16 protein-coding genes are annotated in these 16,732 nt (G+C 63.8%); 9 read left to right on the top strand and 7 right to left on the bottom strand.

Annotated elements, in window-relative coordinates; all coding sequences use genetic code 11:
* The first annotated feature begins 107 nt into the window (after nucleotides 1–107).
* The 3 genes from trpS to NKJ88_RS09305 all read left to right on the top strand — a co-directional run bounded on the left by trpS (nucleotide 108) and on the right by NKJ88_RS09305 (nucleotide 2,538).
* Nucleotides 108–1,175, top strand: coding sequence for a tryptophan--tRNA ligase (trpS, locus tag NKJ88_RS09315; protein ID WP_023672858.1), 1,068 nt, complete (start codon nucleotides 108–110; stop codon nucleotides 1,173–1,175).
* A gap of 101 nt (nucleotides 1,176–1,276) precedes the next feature.
* Complete coding sequence (locus NKJ88_RS09310; RefSeq protein WP_023672856.1) at nucleotides 1,277–1,768, top strand: universal stress protein; 492 nt, start codon at nucleotides 1,277–1,279, stop codon at nucleotides 1,766–1,768.
* Between the two features lie 200 nt (nucleotides 1,769–1,968).
* Nucleotides 1,969–2,538 (top strand): NifU family protein, encoded by a 570-nt coding sequence (locus NKJ88_RS09305; protein WP_023685140.1) that lies wholly within the window; start codon nucleotides 1,969–1,971, stop codon nucleotides 2,536–2,538.
* Between the two features lie 182 nt (nucleotides 2,539–2,720).
* Here NKJ88_RS09305 and NKJ88_RS09300 read toward each other — a convergent pair whose 3' ends face one another.
* Nucleotides 2,721–3,338, bottom strand: a complete 618-nt coding sequence (locus NKJ88_RS09300; protein WP_023692663.1) for a L,D-transpeptidase — start codon at nucleotides 3,336–3,338, stop codon at nucleotides 2,721–2,723.
* A gap of 238 nt (nucleotides 3,339–3,576) precedes the next feature.
* On the opposite strand from NKJ88_RS09300, the gene cueR reads away from it, so the two are divergent.
* On the top strand, nucleotides 3,577–3,996 hold the full coding sequence (gene cueR / locus NKJ88_RS09295; RefSeq protein WP_023823809.1) for a Cu(I)-responsive transcriptional regulator: 420 nt from the start codon (nucleotides 3,577–3,579) through the stop codon (nucleotides 3,994–3,996).
* 259 nt (nucleotides 3,997–4,255) lie between these two features.
* Here cueR and NKJ88_RS09290 read toward each other — a convergent pair whose 3' ends face one another.
* Nucleotides 4,256–4,603 carry a hypothetical protein gene (locus NKJ88_RS09290; RefSeq protein ID WP_023823810.1) on the bottom strand — a complete coding sequence of 116 codons (348 nt, stop codon included), beginning with the start codon at nucleotides 4,601–4,603 and terminating at the stop codon, nucleotides 4,256–4,258.
* 59 nt (nucleotides 4,604–4,662) lie between these two features.
* Here NKJ88_RS09290 and NKJ88_RS09285 point away from each other — a divergent pair, with 59 nt between their 5' ends.
* Nucleotides 4,663–5,163 carry an MmcB family DNA repair protein gene (locus NKJ88_RS09285; RefSeq protein ID WP_023713558.1) on the top strand — a complete coding sequence of 167 codons (501 nt, stop codon included), beginning with the start codon at nucleotides 4,663–4,665 and terminating at the stop codon, nucleotides 5,161–5,163.
* 53 nt (nucleotides 5,164–5,216) lie between these two features.
* On the opposite strand, the gene nhaA is transcribed toward NKJ88_RS09285, so the two are convergent.
* The 5 genes from nhaA to NKJ88_RS09260 form a co-directional block, all read right to left on the bottom strand.
* Nucleotides 5,217–6,404 (bottom strand): Na+/H+ antiporter NhaA, encoded by a 1,188-nt coding sequence (nhaA, locus tag NKJ88_RS09280; protein ID WP_023732524.1) that lies wholly within the window; start codon nucleotides 6,402–6,404, stop codon nucleotides 5,217–5,219.
* A 370-nt stretch (nucleotides 6,405–6,774) separates the two neighbouring features.
* Nucleotides 6,775–7,338 (bottom strand): ActR/PrrA/RegA family redox response regulator transcription factor, encoded by a 564-nt coding sequence (locus tag NKJ88_RS09275; RefSeq protein WP_023672848.1) that lies wholly within the window; start codon nucleotides 7,336–7,338, stop codon nucleotides 6,775–6,777.
* Between the two features lie 86 nt (nucleotides 7,339–7,424).
* Nucleotides 7,425–8,750, bottom strand: a complete 1,326-nt coding sequence (locus NKJ88_RS09270) for an ActS/PrrB/RegB family redox-sensitive histidine kinase (protein ID WP_023823811.1) — start codon at nucleotides 8,748–8,750, stop codon at nucleotides 7,425–7,427.
* 32 nt (nucleotides 8,751–8,782) lie between these two features.
* Complete coding sequence (gene hrpB, locus NKJ88_RS09265) at nucleotides 8,783–11,245, bottom strand: ATP-dependent helicase HrpB (RefSeq protein ID WP_023823812.1); 2,463 nt, start codon at nucleotides 11,243–11,245, stop codon at nucleotides 8,783–8,785.
* Between the two features lie 41 nt (nucleotides 11,246–11,286).
* Complete coding sequence (locus tag NKJ88_RS09260; RefSeq protein ID WP_023694178.1) at nucleotides 11,287–12,177, bottom strand: DMT family transporter; 891 nt, start codon at nucleotides 12,175–12,177, stop codon at nucleotides 11,287–11,289.
* Nucleotides 12,178–12,203: 26 nt separating this feature from the next.
* On the opposite strand from NKJ88_RS09260, the gene NKJ88_RS09255 reads away from it, so the two are divergent.
* The 4 genes from NKJ88_RS09255 to NKJ88_RS09240 all read left to right on the top strand — a co-directional run bounded on the left by NKJ88_RS09255 (nucleotide 12,204) and on the right by NKJ88_RS09240 (nucleotide 16,610).
* Nucleotides 12,204–12,902: a PIG-L deacetylase family protein gene (locus NKJ88_RS09255; protein WP_023711244.1), complete on the top strand. Its 699-nt coding sequence runs from the start codon at nucleotides 12,204–12,206 to the stop codon at nucleotides 12,900–12,902.
* A gap of 254 nt (nucleotides 12,903–13,156) precedes the next feature.
* Nucleotides 13,157–14,488 carry an ABC transporter substrate-binding protein gene (locus NKJ88_RS09250; protein ID WP_023713419.1) on the top strand — a complete coding sequence of 444 codons (1,332 nt, stop codon included), beginning with the start codon at nucleotides 13,157–13,159 and terminating at the stop codon, nucleotides 14,486–14,488.
* Nucleotides 14,489–14,715: 227 nt separating this feature from the next.
* On the top strand, nucleotides 14,716–15,663 hold the full coding sequence (locus NKJ88_RS09245) for a carbohydrate ABC transporter permease (protein ID WP_032886129.1): 948 nt from the start codon (nucleotides 14,716–14,718) through the stop codon (nucleotides 15,661–15,663).
* Nucleotides 15,660–16,610: a carbohydrate ABC transporter permease gene (locus tag NKJ88_RS09240; protein ID WP_023711245.1), complete on the top strand. Its 951-nt coding sequence runs from the start codon at nucleotides 15,660–15,662 to the stop codon at nucleotides 16,608–16,610. Before NKJ88_RS09245 ends, NKJ88_RS09240 begins: the two co-directional genes overlap by 4 nt.
* Nucleotides 16,611–16,732 lie beyond the last annotated feature (122 nt).

The following is a 16,732-nucleotide window of genomic DNA, read 5'->3' as shown; positions in this document are numbered from 1 at the left end:
CGCAAGACTTTCGCCGCGCGTGGTTTCCAGCCGCGTGATTGGCTCCGAAAAGTCTGCAACTTTTCGGAATCACGCTTATACGGCCCTCCACAAGCCATGAGGACATCATGACCGCCTTCAAACAGCTCGTCTTTTCCGGGGTACAGCCGACCGGCAATCTGCATCTCGGCAACTATCTCGGCGCCATCAAGAAATTCGTCGCCCTGCAGGACACGTCAGACTGCATCTATTGCGTCGTCGACCTGCATTCGCTGACGGCACAGCTCGTCCATGACGACCTCGCCGACCAGACCCGCTCGATTACCGCGGCCTTCCTTGCCTCCGGCATCGACCCGAAGAAGCACATCGTCTTCAACCAGTCGCGGGTGATGCAGCATGCCGAGCTTGCCTGGATCTTCAACTGCGTGGCGCGCATCGGCTGGATGAACAAGATGACGCAGTTCAAGGACAAGGCCGGCAAGGACCGCGAGAACGCCTCGCTGGGCCTGCTTGCCTATCCCTCGCTGATGGCGGCCGACATCCTGCTCTACCGCGCCACCCATGTGCCGGTGGGCGAGGACCAAAAGCAGCATCTGGAGCTGACCCGCGACATCGCGCAAAAGTTCAATAATGATTTTTCGAGCCGCATCGCCAGTCTTGGCGTCGGCGTCGAGATGCAGGTTGGCGAAGAGACGGTAAACGGGTTCTTCCCGATAACCGAACCGGTGATCGGCGGGCCGGCGGCGCGCATCATGAGCCTGCGCGACGGCTCCAAGAAGATGTCGAAGTCGGACCCGTCGGATCTGTCCCGCATCAATTTGACCGACGATGCCGACACCATCTCGAAGAAGATCCGCAAGGCCAAGACCGACCCGGAAGCGTTGCCAAGCGAAGTCGACGGCCTGGAAAGCCGCCCGGAAGCGGAAAACCTGGTCGGCATCTATGCAGGGCTGGCCGAGATGTCGAAGGCGGACGTGCTGAAGGAATTCGGCGGCCAGCAGTTTTCCGTGTTCAAGCCGGCGCTCGCCGACCTTGCCGTGGAAAAACTGGCGCCGATCGCCGGCGAGATGCGCCGTATCGAGGGCGACCGCGCCTATGTCGACGCGGTGCTGAGAGACGGCGGCGAACGCGCCGGCGCGCTGGCTGAGACCACCATGAAGACGGTACGCGACATTATCGGCCTGTTGCAGGGCTGATCCTACCGTCAGTGCACCGCACCATTCTGGCCCAAGGCCGGCGGCTTGCCGCCGGTCTGTCGCGGTGGCAGATTGCGGTCGAAAACATCGAGTAGATAGACATGGTCTCCAAACGCCTCAGTCGCGAAGCCGGCCATCGCAGGAAATTCCTGACGATCATCGACGACACGCCGGAGTGCGAGCGCGCCGTCGCCTACGCCTCCAAGCGGGCGCAGAGCACCAGCGGCACGCTGGTGCTGCTCTACATCATCACACCGGACGACTTTCAGCACTGGCTGGGCGTCGAGAAGATCATGCGCGAGGAAGCCAATGCCACGGCACGCGCGGCACTCGACGGCTACGCCAACAAGGTGCGCCAGAAGCTCGGCATCGAGCCCGAGATGGTGGTGCGCGAAGGCAAGCCGACCGAGGAGATCCACAAGCTGATCGAGGAAGACCAGGACATCGCCATCCTGGTGCTGGCGGCAGGTGCCGGCAAGGAAGGACCCGGGCCGCTGGTCGGGGCTGTTGCCGGCAAGGGCGCCGCCTTCCCTATTCCGGTCACAGTGGTGCCGCAGAACCTGTCTGACGAGGAGATCGACAGCCTCGCATAGAGAGTGATGCCGGAAGTGTGAAGCGGTTTCGGATAACATCACGATCCTGGATTTATAGCCCGCGCGGGATTCATTCCCAGCCAGCAAAAACATTCCGCCAGCCAGCCGTTTTGAGCGACGCGTTTCGCTTGAATGTCCAGCCGATTGAGCCTATTTAGAACTATTCCAAACTAGCTGCCCGACTGGGCACGGAGACGGCCATGTTCATCCAGACCGAATCGACGCCGAACCCGGCAACGCTGAAGTTCCTGCCCGGCAAGGAAGTCCTTGTTGAAGGCACCGCCGATTTCCGCGACGCCGACAGTGCAGCCAGCGCCTCGCCGCTGGCCGGCCGGCTGTTCGAGATCCCCGGCGTGACCGGCGTCTTCTTCGGCTATGACTTCATCACCGTGACCAAGGACGGCCCGGACTGGCAGCACCTGAAGCCGGCGATCCTGGGCGCCATCATGGAGCATTTCATGTCGGGCGCGCCCGTCATGGTCAATGCCGGCCCCGCCGCCGAGACCAGCCAGACCGGCGAATTCTACGACAAGGCCGATGAGCAACTGGTCATCACCATCAAGGAACTGCTCGACACCAGGGTGCGCCCGGCGGTTGCCCAGGATGGCGGCGACATCACCTTCCGCGGCTTCGAGAACGGCACCGTGTTCCTGCACATGAAGGGCGCCTGCGCCGGCTGCCCGTCCTCGACGGCGACGCTGAAGCACGGCATCCAGAACCTGCTCCGCCACTTCGTGCCGGAAGTACAGCAGGTCGAGCAGGTCTCCTAAGACCCCTTCACGCATTCGAGCGAGCAACAAAAAACCGGGCCAGATTGCCCGGTTTTCTGTTTTGGACGTCCGTTGTTGCCTAGACGGTCCGCGTACGAAGGGTAACGCCTATTTTGACCATGGTCTTCCCGAAAACCGGTTCCACTTTTCGCTTTCGTGGACCTCGGTTCCGGATCATGGTCCTACATCACGATGACCTTGGCGCCGACCGACGTGCGGTCGTAGAGGTCGATGATGTCCTGGTTCATCAGCCGGATGCAGCCTGACGACATCGCCTTGCCGATCGAATTCCATTCCGGACTGCCGTGCAGGCGGTAGCCCATGTCGCCGCCCTTGTTGAACAGATACATGGCGCGCGCGCCGAGCGGGTTCTTCAAGCCCGGCTCCATGCCGCTCGCGAACTTCGCTAGCTCCGGCTGGCGCTGGATCATCTGCCGCGGCGGCGTCCAGGTCGGCCATTCGCGCTTCAGCGCGATATGGGCGGTGCCGTGCCATTCAAAGCCTTCGCGGCCGACGCCGATCCCGTAGCGGATCGCCCGGCCGTCGCCTTCGACGAAGTAGAGAAACTTGTTCTGGGTATCGACGACGATGGTGCCCGGCTTTTCCGAGGTGTCGTAGTTCACCTCTTGCCGGTGGTACTTCAGCGGCACCCTCTCGATCGGGATGCGCGGCAGTTGGTAGCCTGCATCGTTCACCGAACCGTAGTTGTTGGTGAACAGCTGCGAGCCGATCGTGCTGCAACCCGAGATCGCGGCCGACAACGCAAGTGCGGCGACGATTGCAAATGACTTCATGCGCATGAAATGGTCCGATGCCCCGCCAAGATGTCGCGACACGTTACGGCCGCTTTTCCTGAAATCATTCATGCTGGCATTTGCTTTGCTTGCCAAGCGCGCGATGCCTATATGCAGGAGCTTACGTGCCGGTAAGCCATCAACTATGGCATTTCGGCAACAGGACTCACGGGATTGTGAAGGAAAAACAATGGGCGGCCCTGTCGGATAGCCTAGAATCAGGGAACCACATCGAGGAATCACAATGAATGTAGGCGATGCCGCGGCGCGGTCCGGCCTGCCGGCCAAGACCATCCGCTACTATGAAGAGATCGGCCTGATCGCGCCGGCGCGCGCCGGCAATGGCTATCGCAATTATTCCAGCGACGACATCCATCGGCTGGCCTTCCTGCGCCGCGCCCGCAACCTCGGCTTTTCAATCGAAGATTGCCGCCAGCTGATGGCGCTCTACCGGGATCGCAGCCGCGCCAGCCACGATGTGCGCGAGATCGCCGCCGCCCATGTCAGCGCCATCGAGGAAAAGGTGCGCGAGCTGCAGTCGATGCGCACGACCTTGCAGACGCTGATCCAGGCCTGCCATGGCGACGACCGGCCGGACTGCCCGATTTTGGATGATATTGCGGGGGCTGCGCTGCTCGAGAACAGGCCGGCTTCGGCCATATAGGTAGTATCTCGACTGACTAAAATACGGGAACGTCCAAGGGACAAGAACGGAACCAAAGCGGTTACATCAGACCTTTGCGTTCACGGCGCAAGACTTTAGTCCGGCCGCCTTATAGCTAAGAACGGAAGTTGATCGGCGGACGCAGGGGCGTTCCGGAGCAATACCAGACCGCGCCGATACAGATATGGTGCGATCGCGGAAGGCGCTCGGATCAAGTCGTAGCCTCAGTTCTGTAAACCGTATAATCGCCGCCATTCCCCTACGGCTGGGTAGCGCTCGTGAGCAGTGGGTCATCTAGCTCTGCCTTTGTCTTCAGGACGGCATCAACGAGGGAACCGAACTCCTCGACGCTGAATGTGCAACTATCCTGGACCGCTCCCATATGGCTGAGGCGGAAGCGTGCGAATTTCCGGTTTTCGGCTGGGATGCGCTTCACCAGAAACATGAATGAATAGGGACCCGCGATCGCTGAGTACCGGCGCAACTCTTCGGTCGCGGGGAAAAGCCGGTTGATGAATCCCAAAAACCCCATGGTGTCTCCCCTCGTGCCAAGGACCGTGCTTCTTATCATTGCGAGAGAAAATTCGCCTATGGGTTTGTCAACCATACGATCGCCATGGTCACACAGGGTTCAAACCGTGAACAAAATCTGGCATGGTGGCTGCCATGCCGATCATTTCACCGATTCCCCTCAATCCGCTGATCGATGGCCGCCAGTCGGAACGCGCCATGCTGGTGCGGCGTGGCGTGCAGAGGCTGTTGATGCAAATGGGCATGCATGTGCTGCCCGAACTGTCGCTGGCCACCGGGCGGCGCGCCGACCTTGTGGCGCTGACCAGGCAGGGCGACATCTGGATCATCGAGATCAAATCCTCGATCGAGGATTTTCGCGTCGACCGCAAATGGCCTGATTACCGGTTGCACTCCGACCGCTTCTTCTTCGCCACGCATCCCGGCGTGCCCTCGGATATTTTTCCGGAGGAATGCGGCTTCATCCTGTCCGACGGCTACGGCGCCGAGATTTTGCGCGAGGCGCCCGAGCACCGCATGGCCGCAGCAACGCGCAAGGCGCTGATGCTGCGCATTGCACGGGCGGGTGCGGCGCGGCTGCTGGCGGCGGAGCTGGCGGGTGTGGCGGTGCCGGCGCTGGCGGGAGAGAGCGAGTAGACGAAGCTCAAGTTCCTCGCCCCGCTTTGCGGGGGCGAGGAACCCAAGAACACCTACTCCACCACCTCCTCCACCCCTGCCGCCGGCGCCATCAGGAGCACGGCGGCACCCAGCAGCGCTGCAACGAAGGACCCCGCCAGGATGCCGACCTTGACGGCGTCCTGCAGCGCCATGTCGTTGGCGAAGGCGAGCAGGCCGATGAACAGGCTCATGGTGAAGCCGATGCCGCAGAGCAGCGAAATGCCGATCATGTGCAGCCAGCCGGCATTGACCGGCAGGTCGGCGAAGCCGAGCCGGATCGCCAGCGCCGAGGAGCCGAAGACGCCGGCCAGCTTGCCCAGCACCAGGCCGGCGGCAACGCCGAGCGTCAGCGGCTCGACCAGGGCAGAGGCGCTGAGGCCGGCCAGCGACACGCCGGCATTGGCAAAGCCGAAAATCGGGATGACGAAGAACGGCACGATCTTGTGCAGGCCGTGCTCCAACCGGTGCAGCGGCGAATGGTCGAGATCGTGCCCGCTGCCGGGAGAAGTTTTCAGCGGAATGGTGAGCGCCAGCGCCACGCCGGCCAGCGTCGCATGCACACCCGATTTCAGCACGAGCACCCACAGCACGGCGCCGAGCACGAGGTAAGGCGTCAGCCTCGTCACCCGCATGCGGTTGAGCACGATGAGCACCGCGATGACGGCGAAGGCCGCACCGAGATAGGCCAGCGACAGGCCGCTTGTGTAGAAGATGGCGATGATGATGACGGCGCCGAGATCGTCGATGATGGCGAGCGCGGTGAGAAATATCTTGAGCGACGCCGGCACGCGGTTGCCGAGCAGCGACAGTACGCCGAGCGCAAAGGCGATATCGGTGGCGGTCGGGATCGCCCAGCCGGAGAGCGCGGCGGCGTTGTTGCGGTTGATGGCGACATAGACCAGCGCGGGAACCAGCATGCCGCCGGCGGCGGCGACGCCCGGCAGCACGCGGCGCGGCCAGGTCGAGAGCTGGCCGTCGAGCATCTCGCGCTTGATCTCGAGGCCGACCAGCAGGAAGAACACCGCCATCAGCCCATCATTGATCCAGTGCGACACGCTGAGCGGGCCGAGATAGGCGTGGAGAGCGGCGAAATAGGTTTCGGCCAATGGTGAATTGGCGACGATCAGCGCAAGGGCTGCCGCAACCATCAGGATGATGCCGCCCGCCGCCTCGCCATCGAGGAATTCGCGAAGGATGGATTTCGGCTGCTTGTCGCGCATCTGTGCTCCGTTGCCGGGTTTTCCGGCGGCGTTATTGCCGATGATGGGCAAAGGTCGATGGCACGGCAAGCGCAACTGTTTCCAGCGTTGGCGCCCCCCTCATTGTCCTGCCGGACGTTCGTCATTCGAAAAGCCAAGCAGTTGGCTTTTCGTCCGCTTCGCACACCATTCCTCAACTCCCCGCATAGCGACGGGGAGAAAGAGGCAGCTTCAGCCTCGCCGTCGTCTCCTGCAACGCCGGCGATTGGCGAAACCGGCGATGAGAGCGCCCCTCTCCCCCGTCTCTATACGGGGAGAGGATGCCGGCAGGCAGGTGAGGGGCAGCGCTGAGGTTCGGCAATTGGCGGCCGGCGCCGCCGGCGCGTGAACCTCAGCGTGGTGCGCGCTTGGCGAGTATGCGCTGCAGCGTGCGGCGATGCATGTTGAGCCGGCGCGCGGTTTCCGACACGTTGCGGTCGCACATTTCGTAGACGCGCTGGATGTGTTCCCAGCGCACGCGGTCGGCCGACATCGGATTTTCCGGGGGGGCGGCGCGCTCGCCGGCGGTGCGGGTGAGCGCTGCAAACACGTCGTCGGCGTCAGCCGGCTTCGACAGATAGTCGATGGCGCCGAGCTTCACCGCGGTCACCGCGGTGGCGATGTTGCCGTAGCCGGTGAGGATGACGGTGCGGGCATCGTCGCGCTTCTCGCGGATGGCGGCGACGACGTCGAGGCCGTTGCCGTCGCCAAGCCGCATGTCGACCACCGCATAGGCTGGCGGGTGGGCGCGCGCCTTGGCCACTGCCTCCTCGACGCTCTCGGCCGTCTCGACCACGAAACCCCTGGTTTCCATGGCGCGGGCCAGCCGCGTCAGGAACGGCTTGTCGTCGTCGACGATGAGCAGCGAGGTGTCCTCGCCTTCGACCATTGCGCCAATTGCTTCTTCGCCAGTCATTATCTTAAAAAATCCTGCTGCCTTAATTTTACGCAGATATAGTTCCTGAACGCCATTGTCCAATTTTGCCGCCTCCGCCAAGGCTTTTACGCGGTGTCGAACATCGAGATCCCCACCGATTCCGGGTTGAGGAAGACCGTGCGCGGCCACGATATCTGCACGATCGCGCCTTCGCCCAGTCCGCTCGAATTGCGGAAATCGAGCGTGGCGCCGGAGCGTTCGAGCAAGGTCTTGGCGATGAACAGCCCGAGACCCAGGCCACCGCCGGCCTCGTTGCCCTGGCGCGTCGACATATAGGGCTCGCCGATGCGGTCGATGATTTCGGGCGGAAAGCCCGGCCCGTCGTCGATGATCGAGAAGGTGACGTCGAGCTCGTCCCAGCTCCAGCGCACCGTCACACTGGTGCGGGCGAAGTCGACCGCGTTCTCGACGAGATTGCCGAGGCCGTAGATGACGCCGGGGTTGCGCCGTCCCACCGGTTCGGGGCCGACGCGCTCGCCCGGCCGAAGCTTGATCGAGATGCCGAAATCGCGGTGCGGCGCCGTCACCTCCTCGACCAGCGAGGTCAGCGGCAGACGCGACAGATGCGCCTCGCCCTCGGAGGACAGGCTGGTCAGCCGCTTCAGGATCTCGCGGCAGCGCTCGCTCTGCGAGCGCAACAGCTTCACATCCTCACCATATTTCGGATCGTTACCCAGCGCCTTCTCCATTTCCTTGGAGACAAGCGCGATGGTGGCGAGCGGCGTGCCGAGTTCGTGCGCGGCGGCGGCGGCGAGGCCATCGAGCGCCGACAGATGCTGCTCGCGCTGCAACACCAGTTCGGTGGCGGCAAGCGCATTGGCGAGCAGGCGGGCTTCCTCGGCAACGCGGAAGGCATAGATGGCAGTGAAGGCGATCGAGGAAAACACCGCCATCCATATGCCGGCGACATAGATGAATGGCATGGGCAGCGGCGCGCCCTCGTACCATGGCAGCGGCTGGTGGAAGAAGACCAGCAACGTGGCCGCCGCCATGACCAGCGCGCCGAGCACCGCAGTTAACCGCAGCGGCAGCGACGCCGCCGAGATGACGACGGGCACGGTCATCAGCACCGAGAACGGGTTGGTGAGGCCGCCAGTCAAAAAGAGCAGGCCGGCAAGCTGCAGGCTGTCGAAGGTCAGGATGAAAAAGGCTGAGAACGGGGTCAGCCGGTGCGCTGCCGGATAGCGGAAGGTCAGCACCAGGTTAAGCCAGGCCGAGCAGGCGACCAGCGCGAAGCAGAGGCTGACCGGCAGCGGGAATTTGAGCCCATAGGCGACGACCAGCACCGCCAGGCTCTGGCCCACGATGGCCAGCCAGCGCAGCCGGATCAGCGTGTTGAGGCGCAGCCGCTGGCTTTGCTGGAAGTCTGGCGCGTGCACGATGTTGATCATGGCCAAGGATTATAGCCGGGAAAGGACGAGCGCTAGGTCCCTCGCGGTTTGGCGCGGGCGGTGGCCGCAGCGAGCAGCGGATTTTCCGGCCAGACATGGCGGGGATAGCGGCCGCGCATGTCGGTGCGCACATCGGCCCAGGAGCCGCGCCAGAAGCCGGGCAGGTCGCGCGTCGTCTGGATTGGCCGGTGCGCCGGCGACAACAGCTCGAGCGTCAGCGGCACGGTGCCGTTGGCGACTGCCGGATGGCGGTCAAGGCCGAATAGTTCCTGCACGCGGATCGCCAGCACCGGCCATTCGCCGTCATAGCGGATCGGCACATGGCTGCCGGACGGCGCGTCGAAATGGGTCGGCGCCAGTGTGCCGATCTTGCGCTGCAAATCATGCGGCACCAGCGCCATCAGGCCCGATGACAGCGTGCCGGGGTCGATGGCGGCGAAGGACGCCTTGCCCGACAGGAACGGCAGCAGCCAGTCGTCGAGGCGTTCGAGCAGGGCGGCTTCCGAAACATCGGGCCAAGGCGCGCCTAGGCCGCGATGCAGCCAGCCAAGCCGTTGGCGCAGCGTCTCGCCGTCCTTGCTCCATTCCAGCAGCGACAGGCCGTGCTCGCGCAAGGCATCCAGGATGGCGCGGTCGGCGTCTGTTCCAGTTGGTGCGGGCAGCATGCGCTCCGACAAAGTGATGGCGCCGAGCCTGGCGGTCTCGCGCACGCGCACCGCGCGCCGCTCGCGGTCGAAGCTTGTCTCGCGGCGCGTCTCGATCCTGTCGGCGAGAGCGGCACGGATGTCGGTCTCGTGGACCGCGGCCGCGGCGGTTATACGGGCGTTTTGCGCCTTGCCTTGCAGATCGGCGACGACCAGCCAGGTCTCACCGGCCAGCGGATCGGCGGCTTCGAGCATGGCGCCGGAGCCGTTGGCGAGCACGAAACGCCCGCGCTCGCCGCGCGCTCTGGCGACACGGTCCGGCCAGGCGTGGATGAGGAGAAGACCGGCAGAAGCGGTTTCGCTGCTCTTGGGGCCGCCCGCCTCCTTCGCCAATCGCCCGGCAAGCTGCCTTGCCGCAACGGCGCGCGGTGACTTTTCGGTGCGGAAGCGCATCAAGCGCCGTTCGAGGTCGGCGCCGTCGCCGCCGAGACCACGCTCGGTGAGCAGGACGGCTAGCATCGCAGCCTCGAGCGCTTGGCCGCCGCCAGCGGCTTCAGCGACCATGTGTGCGAGCCGCACGGGCAGGGCCAGCTTGCGCATCGCGCCGCCCGCCTCCGTCAGCCGGCCGGCCGCATCGATGGCGTGCAGCGCCAGGAGCAGCGCCCGCGCCTCGTTGAGCGCGGGAATGGGCGGCGGATCGAGGAAGGACAGGCTTGCGGGATCGGCGACGCCGAAGGCGGCGCAATCGAGCAGTAGGCCGGACAGGTCGGCTTCGAGAATCTCGGGTGGGGTGAAGGCGGGAAGGGCCGCCGTCTGCTCGGCCCGCCACAGGCGGATGGCGACGCCTGGCTGTGTACGCCCGGCGCGGCCGGCACGCTGATCGGCCGACGCCCTGGAGACACGCACCGTCTCCAGCCGCGTCAGGCCGCTCGCCGGTTCGTATCGTGGCAGCCGCGACAGGCCGGAATCGATGACGACGCGCACGCCGTCGATGGTGATCGAGGTCTCGGCGATCGACGTCGCCAGCACCACCTTGCGGCGGCCGGGCGGCGCCGGTTTGATGGCGGCATCCTGCGCCCTGTTGTCGAGCTGGCCGTAGAGCGGCACGATGTCGGTGTCGGCGCCGAGGCGGCCCTGCAGCCGCTCGGCGGTGCGCTCGATCTCGCGCTGGCCGGGCAGGAAGGCGAGCACGCTGCCGCTCTCCTCGGCAAGGGTGGAGCGGATAGCCTTGGCCATGGTGTCTTCGACGGGAACGCCGGCCGGCCGTTCGTCGTAACGGATGTCGACGGGAAAGGCGCGGCCTTGGCTTTCGATCACCGGGGCGCCGGACAGGAGTTTCGCGACGCGCGCGCCATCGAGCGTTGCCGACATCACCAGCAGCCGCAAATCCGGCCGCAGCGCGCCCTGCACGTCGAGCGCCAGCGCCAGGCCGAAATCGCCGTCGAGCGAGCGCTCGTGGAATTCGTCGAAAATCACCGCCGAGACGCCGGGCAGCTCGGGATCGTCTAGGATCATGCGCGCCAGGACGCCTTCGGTGACGACCAGGATTTTTGTCCGGGCCGATGTGCGGTTTTCCATGCGCATGGCATAGCCGACAGTGGCGCCGGGCTCTTCATCAAGCAATTCGGCCATGCGGCGGGCGGCGGCGCGGGCGGCGAGCCGGCGCGGTTCGAGCAGGACGATCTTGCCGGCGACCAGCCAGGGCGCATCGAGCAGCGCCAGCGGCACCAGCGTCGTCTTGCCGGCGCCGGGCGGCGCCATCAGGACGGCGCTGTTGCCGGAGCCGAGCGCCTCGCTCAGGGCCGGCAGCACGGCGGATACCGGAAGCTCCGGCAAGGATCTCGTCGTCATTGCGTCCGCATATCAGCGGTCACTATGGCCATGCAACCGGATCAAAGCCTCGTGCGCGCAAACGGGTTCCAGCGCACCGTGCCCAGCCGCACCTCCTCGCGCACCATGGTGAGCAGGCCGGACGCGCCAACGACGGCCAAGCCGACCAGCGATATCCAGTCCGGATACTCCTGGAAGAACAACGCACCGAGGATCACCGCCCAGACGATCTGCGAATAATGCGTCGGCGCGATGCGGTTGGCCGGTGCGTATTTGGCGGCCAGCAGCTGCAGCAATTGGCCGCCGGCGGTAAAGGCGCCGCCCAGCACCAGCCACAGCAGTTGCATGGCGTTGGGGAGGGTGAACGATGTGGCGATGGTGCCGGCCCCGTTGAACAGCAGCCCGTAACCGATGAGCACGCCGAGCATGGTGGTGCGCTTTTCCTGCTGGGCGAGCGACCGCATCAGGATGACGCTGGCCGCGGCAAGGAAGGCCACCGTGAACGCGGCAAGGTGTCCGAGATGCAACTCGCGAAAACCTGGCCGCACCACCAGCATGACGCCTGCAAAGCCGGCAACCACCGCCAGCCAGCGCCATGGACCGACCTTTTCTTTCAGGATGACGGTCGAGAGAATGGTAACGCAAAGCGGCGCCAGGAAGATCAGTGCATAGGTCTCGGCCAGCGGAATGGTGGTGAAGGCGTAGACGCTGAGCACGCCCGAGGCGATGCCGGCCCAGGCGCGGGCCTGCACCGCCCATGGCCGCCCGGTGCGCCAGAAGTCGCGCCAGCGCTCATCGACTGGGCGGCTGAAAAACAGGAAGCAGCCGGCAAACAGCGTGATGAAGAAGCCGATCTCGAAGACGGTGAACTGTCCGCCAAGGCTCTTGATAACGGCATCGCTGCACGAATAGCTTGCATAGGCGATGAGGGCGAGCAGGATTCCGTTCGTCACGTTTTTCCATTTCCGGGGAGAGTGCAGTGAAGGTATTGGCGCTCGGCGCGCATCCCGACGACATCGAGATATTCATGTTCGGTACGCTGGCTGCCTATGCCACGCAAGGCGCAGAACTGACTTTTGCCGTGGCCACGGATGGCGCCAGGGGCGGCATGGGCGACCCGAGCGTTCTGGCTCGTGTCCGCCGCGACGAGGCGGCGACCGCTGCGGCGTTGCTCGGCGCAACCCTTCGCTTTCTCGACTTCCCCGACAGCGAACTGGTGGCCGATGCGGCGCTGATCGCTTCGCTGAAAGCGCTGATACGCGAGACAGCGGCGGATCTGGTGATCACGCATGCCCCCAACGACTATCACGCCGACCATCGCGCTTTGTCGGACGGCGTGCGCATCGCGGCCTCGTTCGGCGTCCCCGTGCTGCATGCCGACACAATGGGCGGCACCGGCTTTGCGCCGACGCATTATGTCGACATTTCCGCCTACGGCGATATCAAGACGCAGGCGATCCGCGCGCACCAGTCGCAGTGGCCGGAGCAGTATGTCGACAGAGCGCGCGTCCAGAATGAGTTTCGCGCCGGGCAATGCAACAGCGTTCCCGGCTCCCTGGCCGAGGCCTTCCGATTCGAGCCGACATTTCCCTTCGCCGACATCCGCGCGCTGCTGCCGCCCGCGCCCCCTGTTCGGCCGGTGACGCCGCAGACGAAAATTATAGGCGACCCCGGCTAAGCAACTTCCGGGCGAGCCGTCCGGCAATCATTTCCCAACGATTTCAATCGCCGTTTCGCCATGTTGCGGCGCAGCGACGAATTCGCTTGCCTTGTTTAGTAAAAATTGCATCACTAAACAAATTACTAAACATCTGCGGCGCACCGCGCCGCCCTGGCGACGCATAGCGCGCCGTGTTTAGCCCCTCGGAGGAGCGAGGGTTGAGGGGTTCTTGAAACGGCCATCCGGGCGCGTTTCGCAAATGGGAGGAAGGCATGAAATCGAGCTTGAAACTGGCGTTGGGACTGACCTCGGCGATTACCGCGTCGACAGCCGTCTCGAACGTTGCGCACGCTGAAGACCTGACGCTTTGCTGGGCCGCCTGGGATCCGGCAAACGCGCTGGTCGAACTGTCCAAGGATTTTACCAAGGAAACCGGCATCGGCATGAAATTCGAATTCGTGCCGTGGACCAACTATGCCGACCGCTTCCTCAACGAGCTCAACTCGCACGGCAAACTGTGCGACCTGATCATCGGCGACAGCCAGTGGATCGGCGGCTCGGCCGAGAACGGCCACTACGTCAAGCTGAACGACTTCTTCGACAAGGAGAAGATCAGCATGGACGACTTTGTGCCGGCAACAGTCGTCGGCTATTCCGAATGGCCGAAGAACACGCCGAATTACTGGGCGCTGCCGGCCATGGGCGACGTCGTCGGCTGGACCTACCGCAAGGATTGGTTCTCCAAGCCGGAGCTGCAAAAGGAATTCAAGGAAAAATATGGCTGGGATCTCGGCCCGCCGACCACCTTCGACCAACTGAAGCAGGTCGCCGAATTCTTCCAGAAGCGCGAGATCGACGGCAAGACCGTCTATGGCGCTTCGATCTACACCGAGCGTGGCTCGGAAGGCATCACCATGGGCGCCATGGACGTGCTCTACAGCTACGGCTTCCAGTATGAAAACCCCAAGAAGCCCTACGAGATGGAAGGCTTCGTCAATTCGCCAGACGCGGTCAAAGGCCTGGAGTTCTACAAGTCGCTCTACGATTGCTGCACGCCTCCGGGTGCCTCGAACAGCTATATGGGCGAAGGCGTCGACGCCTTCAAATCCGGTCAGGTGGCCATGCACATGAACTTCGCCTTCACCTGGCCCGGCCTGCAGAAGGACGAGAATGTCGGCGGCGACAAGATCGGCTACTTCGTCAATCCGAAGGGTCCCGGCGGCGCCCAGTTTGCGCAGCTTGGCGGCCAGGGCATTTCGGTCGTGTCCTATTCAGACAAGCAGGAATCGGCGCTGAAATACATCAAGTGGTTCGCCAACAAGGATGTGCAGGCCAAATGGTGGTCGCTCGGCGGCTATTCCTGCCTGAACGCGGTGGTCAAGGACCCGGCCTTCCCGTCCAGCCAGCCTTATGCGCAGACCTTCCTCGACTCGATGGCGATCGTGAAGGACTTCTGGGCCGAGCCGAGCTACGCACCGCTGCTGCAGGCGTCGCAGAAGCGCTTCCACGACTATGTCGTTGCCGGCCAGGGTTCGGCCAAGGACGCGCTTGACGGCCTGGTCAAGGACTGGACGCAAGTGTTCCAGGACGACGGCAAGATGTAACCGGACCAACGGCTCCTCCCGAGCCTGACCCCAGAGGCGGATGATTTTCAGGCCGAATCGACCAGAAATCATCCGCCTCGGGCTAAAAAGAGAGAGAGCATGATGTCGTCCGAAACCGCTTCACACTTTTCGGCTTCATGCTCTTGGTCCCGTGCCGCCCTTGGCACGGGACGCAGTTCAGATAAATTCCAGTGTCGAGACTTGACGTGACCGAAGCAGGACTCACCATGCTCAATCGGACTGCGGAGAACGTTGCCCGGGCGACCCCGGAGCCGTTGGCCCGCAAGGTCCGGGGCATCAGCGACAAGGGCCTCGCCTGGCTGTTCATCTCGCCGACGATCCTGTTGCTCTTGGCCATCAACATCTTCCCGCTGTTCTGGGCGATCTACCTGTCCTTCACCAACTTCCGGGCGAACCGCCCGAACGAGGTGGTGAAGAACCTCGGCTTCGCCAATTACCAGCGCATCCTCGGCGACCAGGACATCTGGATCGCCATGCAGACGACGGCGCATTTCGTGTTCTGGACGATCCTGCTGCAGACGCTGATCGGTTTCACGCTGGCATGGCTGATCGACAGGAAGTTTCGCGGCCACGCCTTCTGGACGACCATCATCCTGGTGCCGATGATGCTGTCGCCGGCGGTGGTCGGCAATTTCTGGCGCTTCCTCTACGAGCCGCAGATCGGCCTGTTCGCCTATGCCATCTCGTTCGTCACCCGGATAGCACCGACCGACATCCAGATGCTGTCCAACGTGTCGCTGGCGCCGTGGTCGATCATCATCGTCGACACCTGGATGTGGACGCCCTATGTCATGCTGATCTGTCTCGCCGGCCTGCGCTCCATCCCCGAATACATCTATGAAGCCGCCGAGGTCGACCGCGCGTCCAACTGGCGGCAGTTCTGGTCGATCACGCTGCCCATGGCGCTGCCCTTCATCATGCTGGCGGTGCTGTTTCGCGGCATCGAGAACTTCAAGATGTTCGACATGGTCAACCTGCTGACCGGTGGCGGGCCGGGCTCGACCACCGAGGTCGCCTCGATCACGCTGAAGCGGCAGGCCTTCGAGAGCTGGCGCACCGGATATTCCTCGGCCTTCGCCATCATCCTGTTCGTCGCGGTGTTTGGGCTGGCCAACATCTACGTCAAGGCGCTGAACAAGGTGAAGCAGAGATGAGCCTGACCACCGCCCACTCCGTCGTCGCCCCCTCGGCCAATTCGAAGCGGATCGCCGGCACGATCATCGTGCTCTACGCGCTGATCTCGATCGTGCCGTTGCTGTGGATCTTCGCCACCAGCTTCAAGACGCCGCCGGATTCGATCGCCTATCCGCCCAAGATTCTGTTCCAGCCGAGCATCGAGGGCTATTGCAACCTGTTCACGACGCGCACCAGGCAAACGCCCGAGTATATCAACTCGCTCGGACCCGCGACCGGTTTCTGCGACGAGACCTCGCGCAAGCGCAACATGGTGATTGCCGGCCCGTCCAATTTCCTGCCGCGCTTCGTCAATTCGCTGATAATCGCCTTCGGCTCGACCTTCTGCGCGGTCTTCCTCGGCACGCTGTCTGCCTATGGTTTCTCGCGCTTCAAGGTGCCGCTGGCCGATGACCTTCTGTTCTTCATCCTGTCGACGCGCTTCATGCCGCCGATCGCGGTCGCGATTCCCATCTACCTGATGTACCGCGAGCTCGGCCTGTCCGACACCGCGCTGGGCATGATCCTGCTCTACACGGCGGTAAACGTGTCGCTGGCGGTGTGGCTGCTGAAAGGCTTCATCGACGAGATCCCGCGCGAGTATGAGGAAGCGGCGATGATCGACGGCTACACCAGGCTGCAGGCCTTTTGGCGCACCGTGCTGCCGCAAGCGACTACCGGCATCGCCGCGACCGCCATCTTCTGCCTGATCTTCGCCTGGAACGAATATGCGTTCGCCGCACTCCTGACCTCCGGCACCGCGCAGACCGCGCCGCCCTTCATCCCGACCATCATCGGCGAAGGCGGCCAGGACTGGCCGGCGGTGGCGGCCGGCACGACGATCTTCCTGGTGCCGATCCTGGTCTTCACCATCCTGCTTCGCAAACAATTGCTGCGCGGCATCACCTTCGGCGCGGTACGCAAATGATTGGTGTGTCAAGTCGACCCCCACACCCTGGCGCGTGGGGCGACACCACGACCCCCCAGGGCGGGGGTGAGGGGAGGCGCGAACATGATTGAGGCAGGGGGGCGTTCAGTCCCCGCCGGGGG

Source organism: Mesorhizobium sp. M0016 (genome assembly GCF_040324035.1).
Taxonomy (GTDB): domain Bacteria; phylum Pseudomonadota; class Alphaproteobacteria; order Rhizobiales; family Rhizobiaceae; genus Mesorhizobium.
This window is presented reverse-complemented; position numbering and strand designations above follow the sequence as displayed.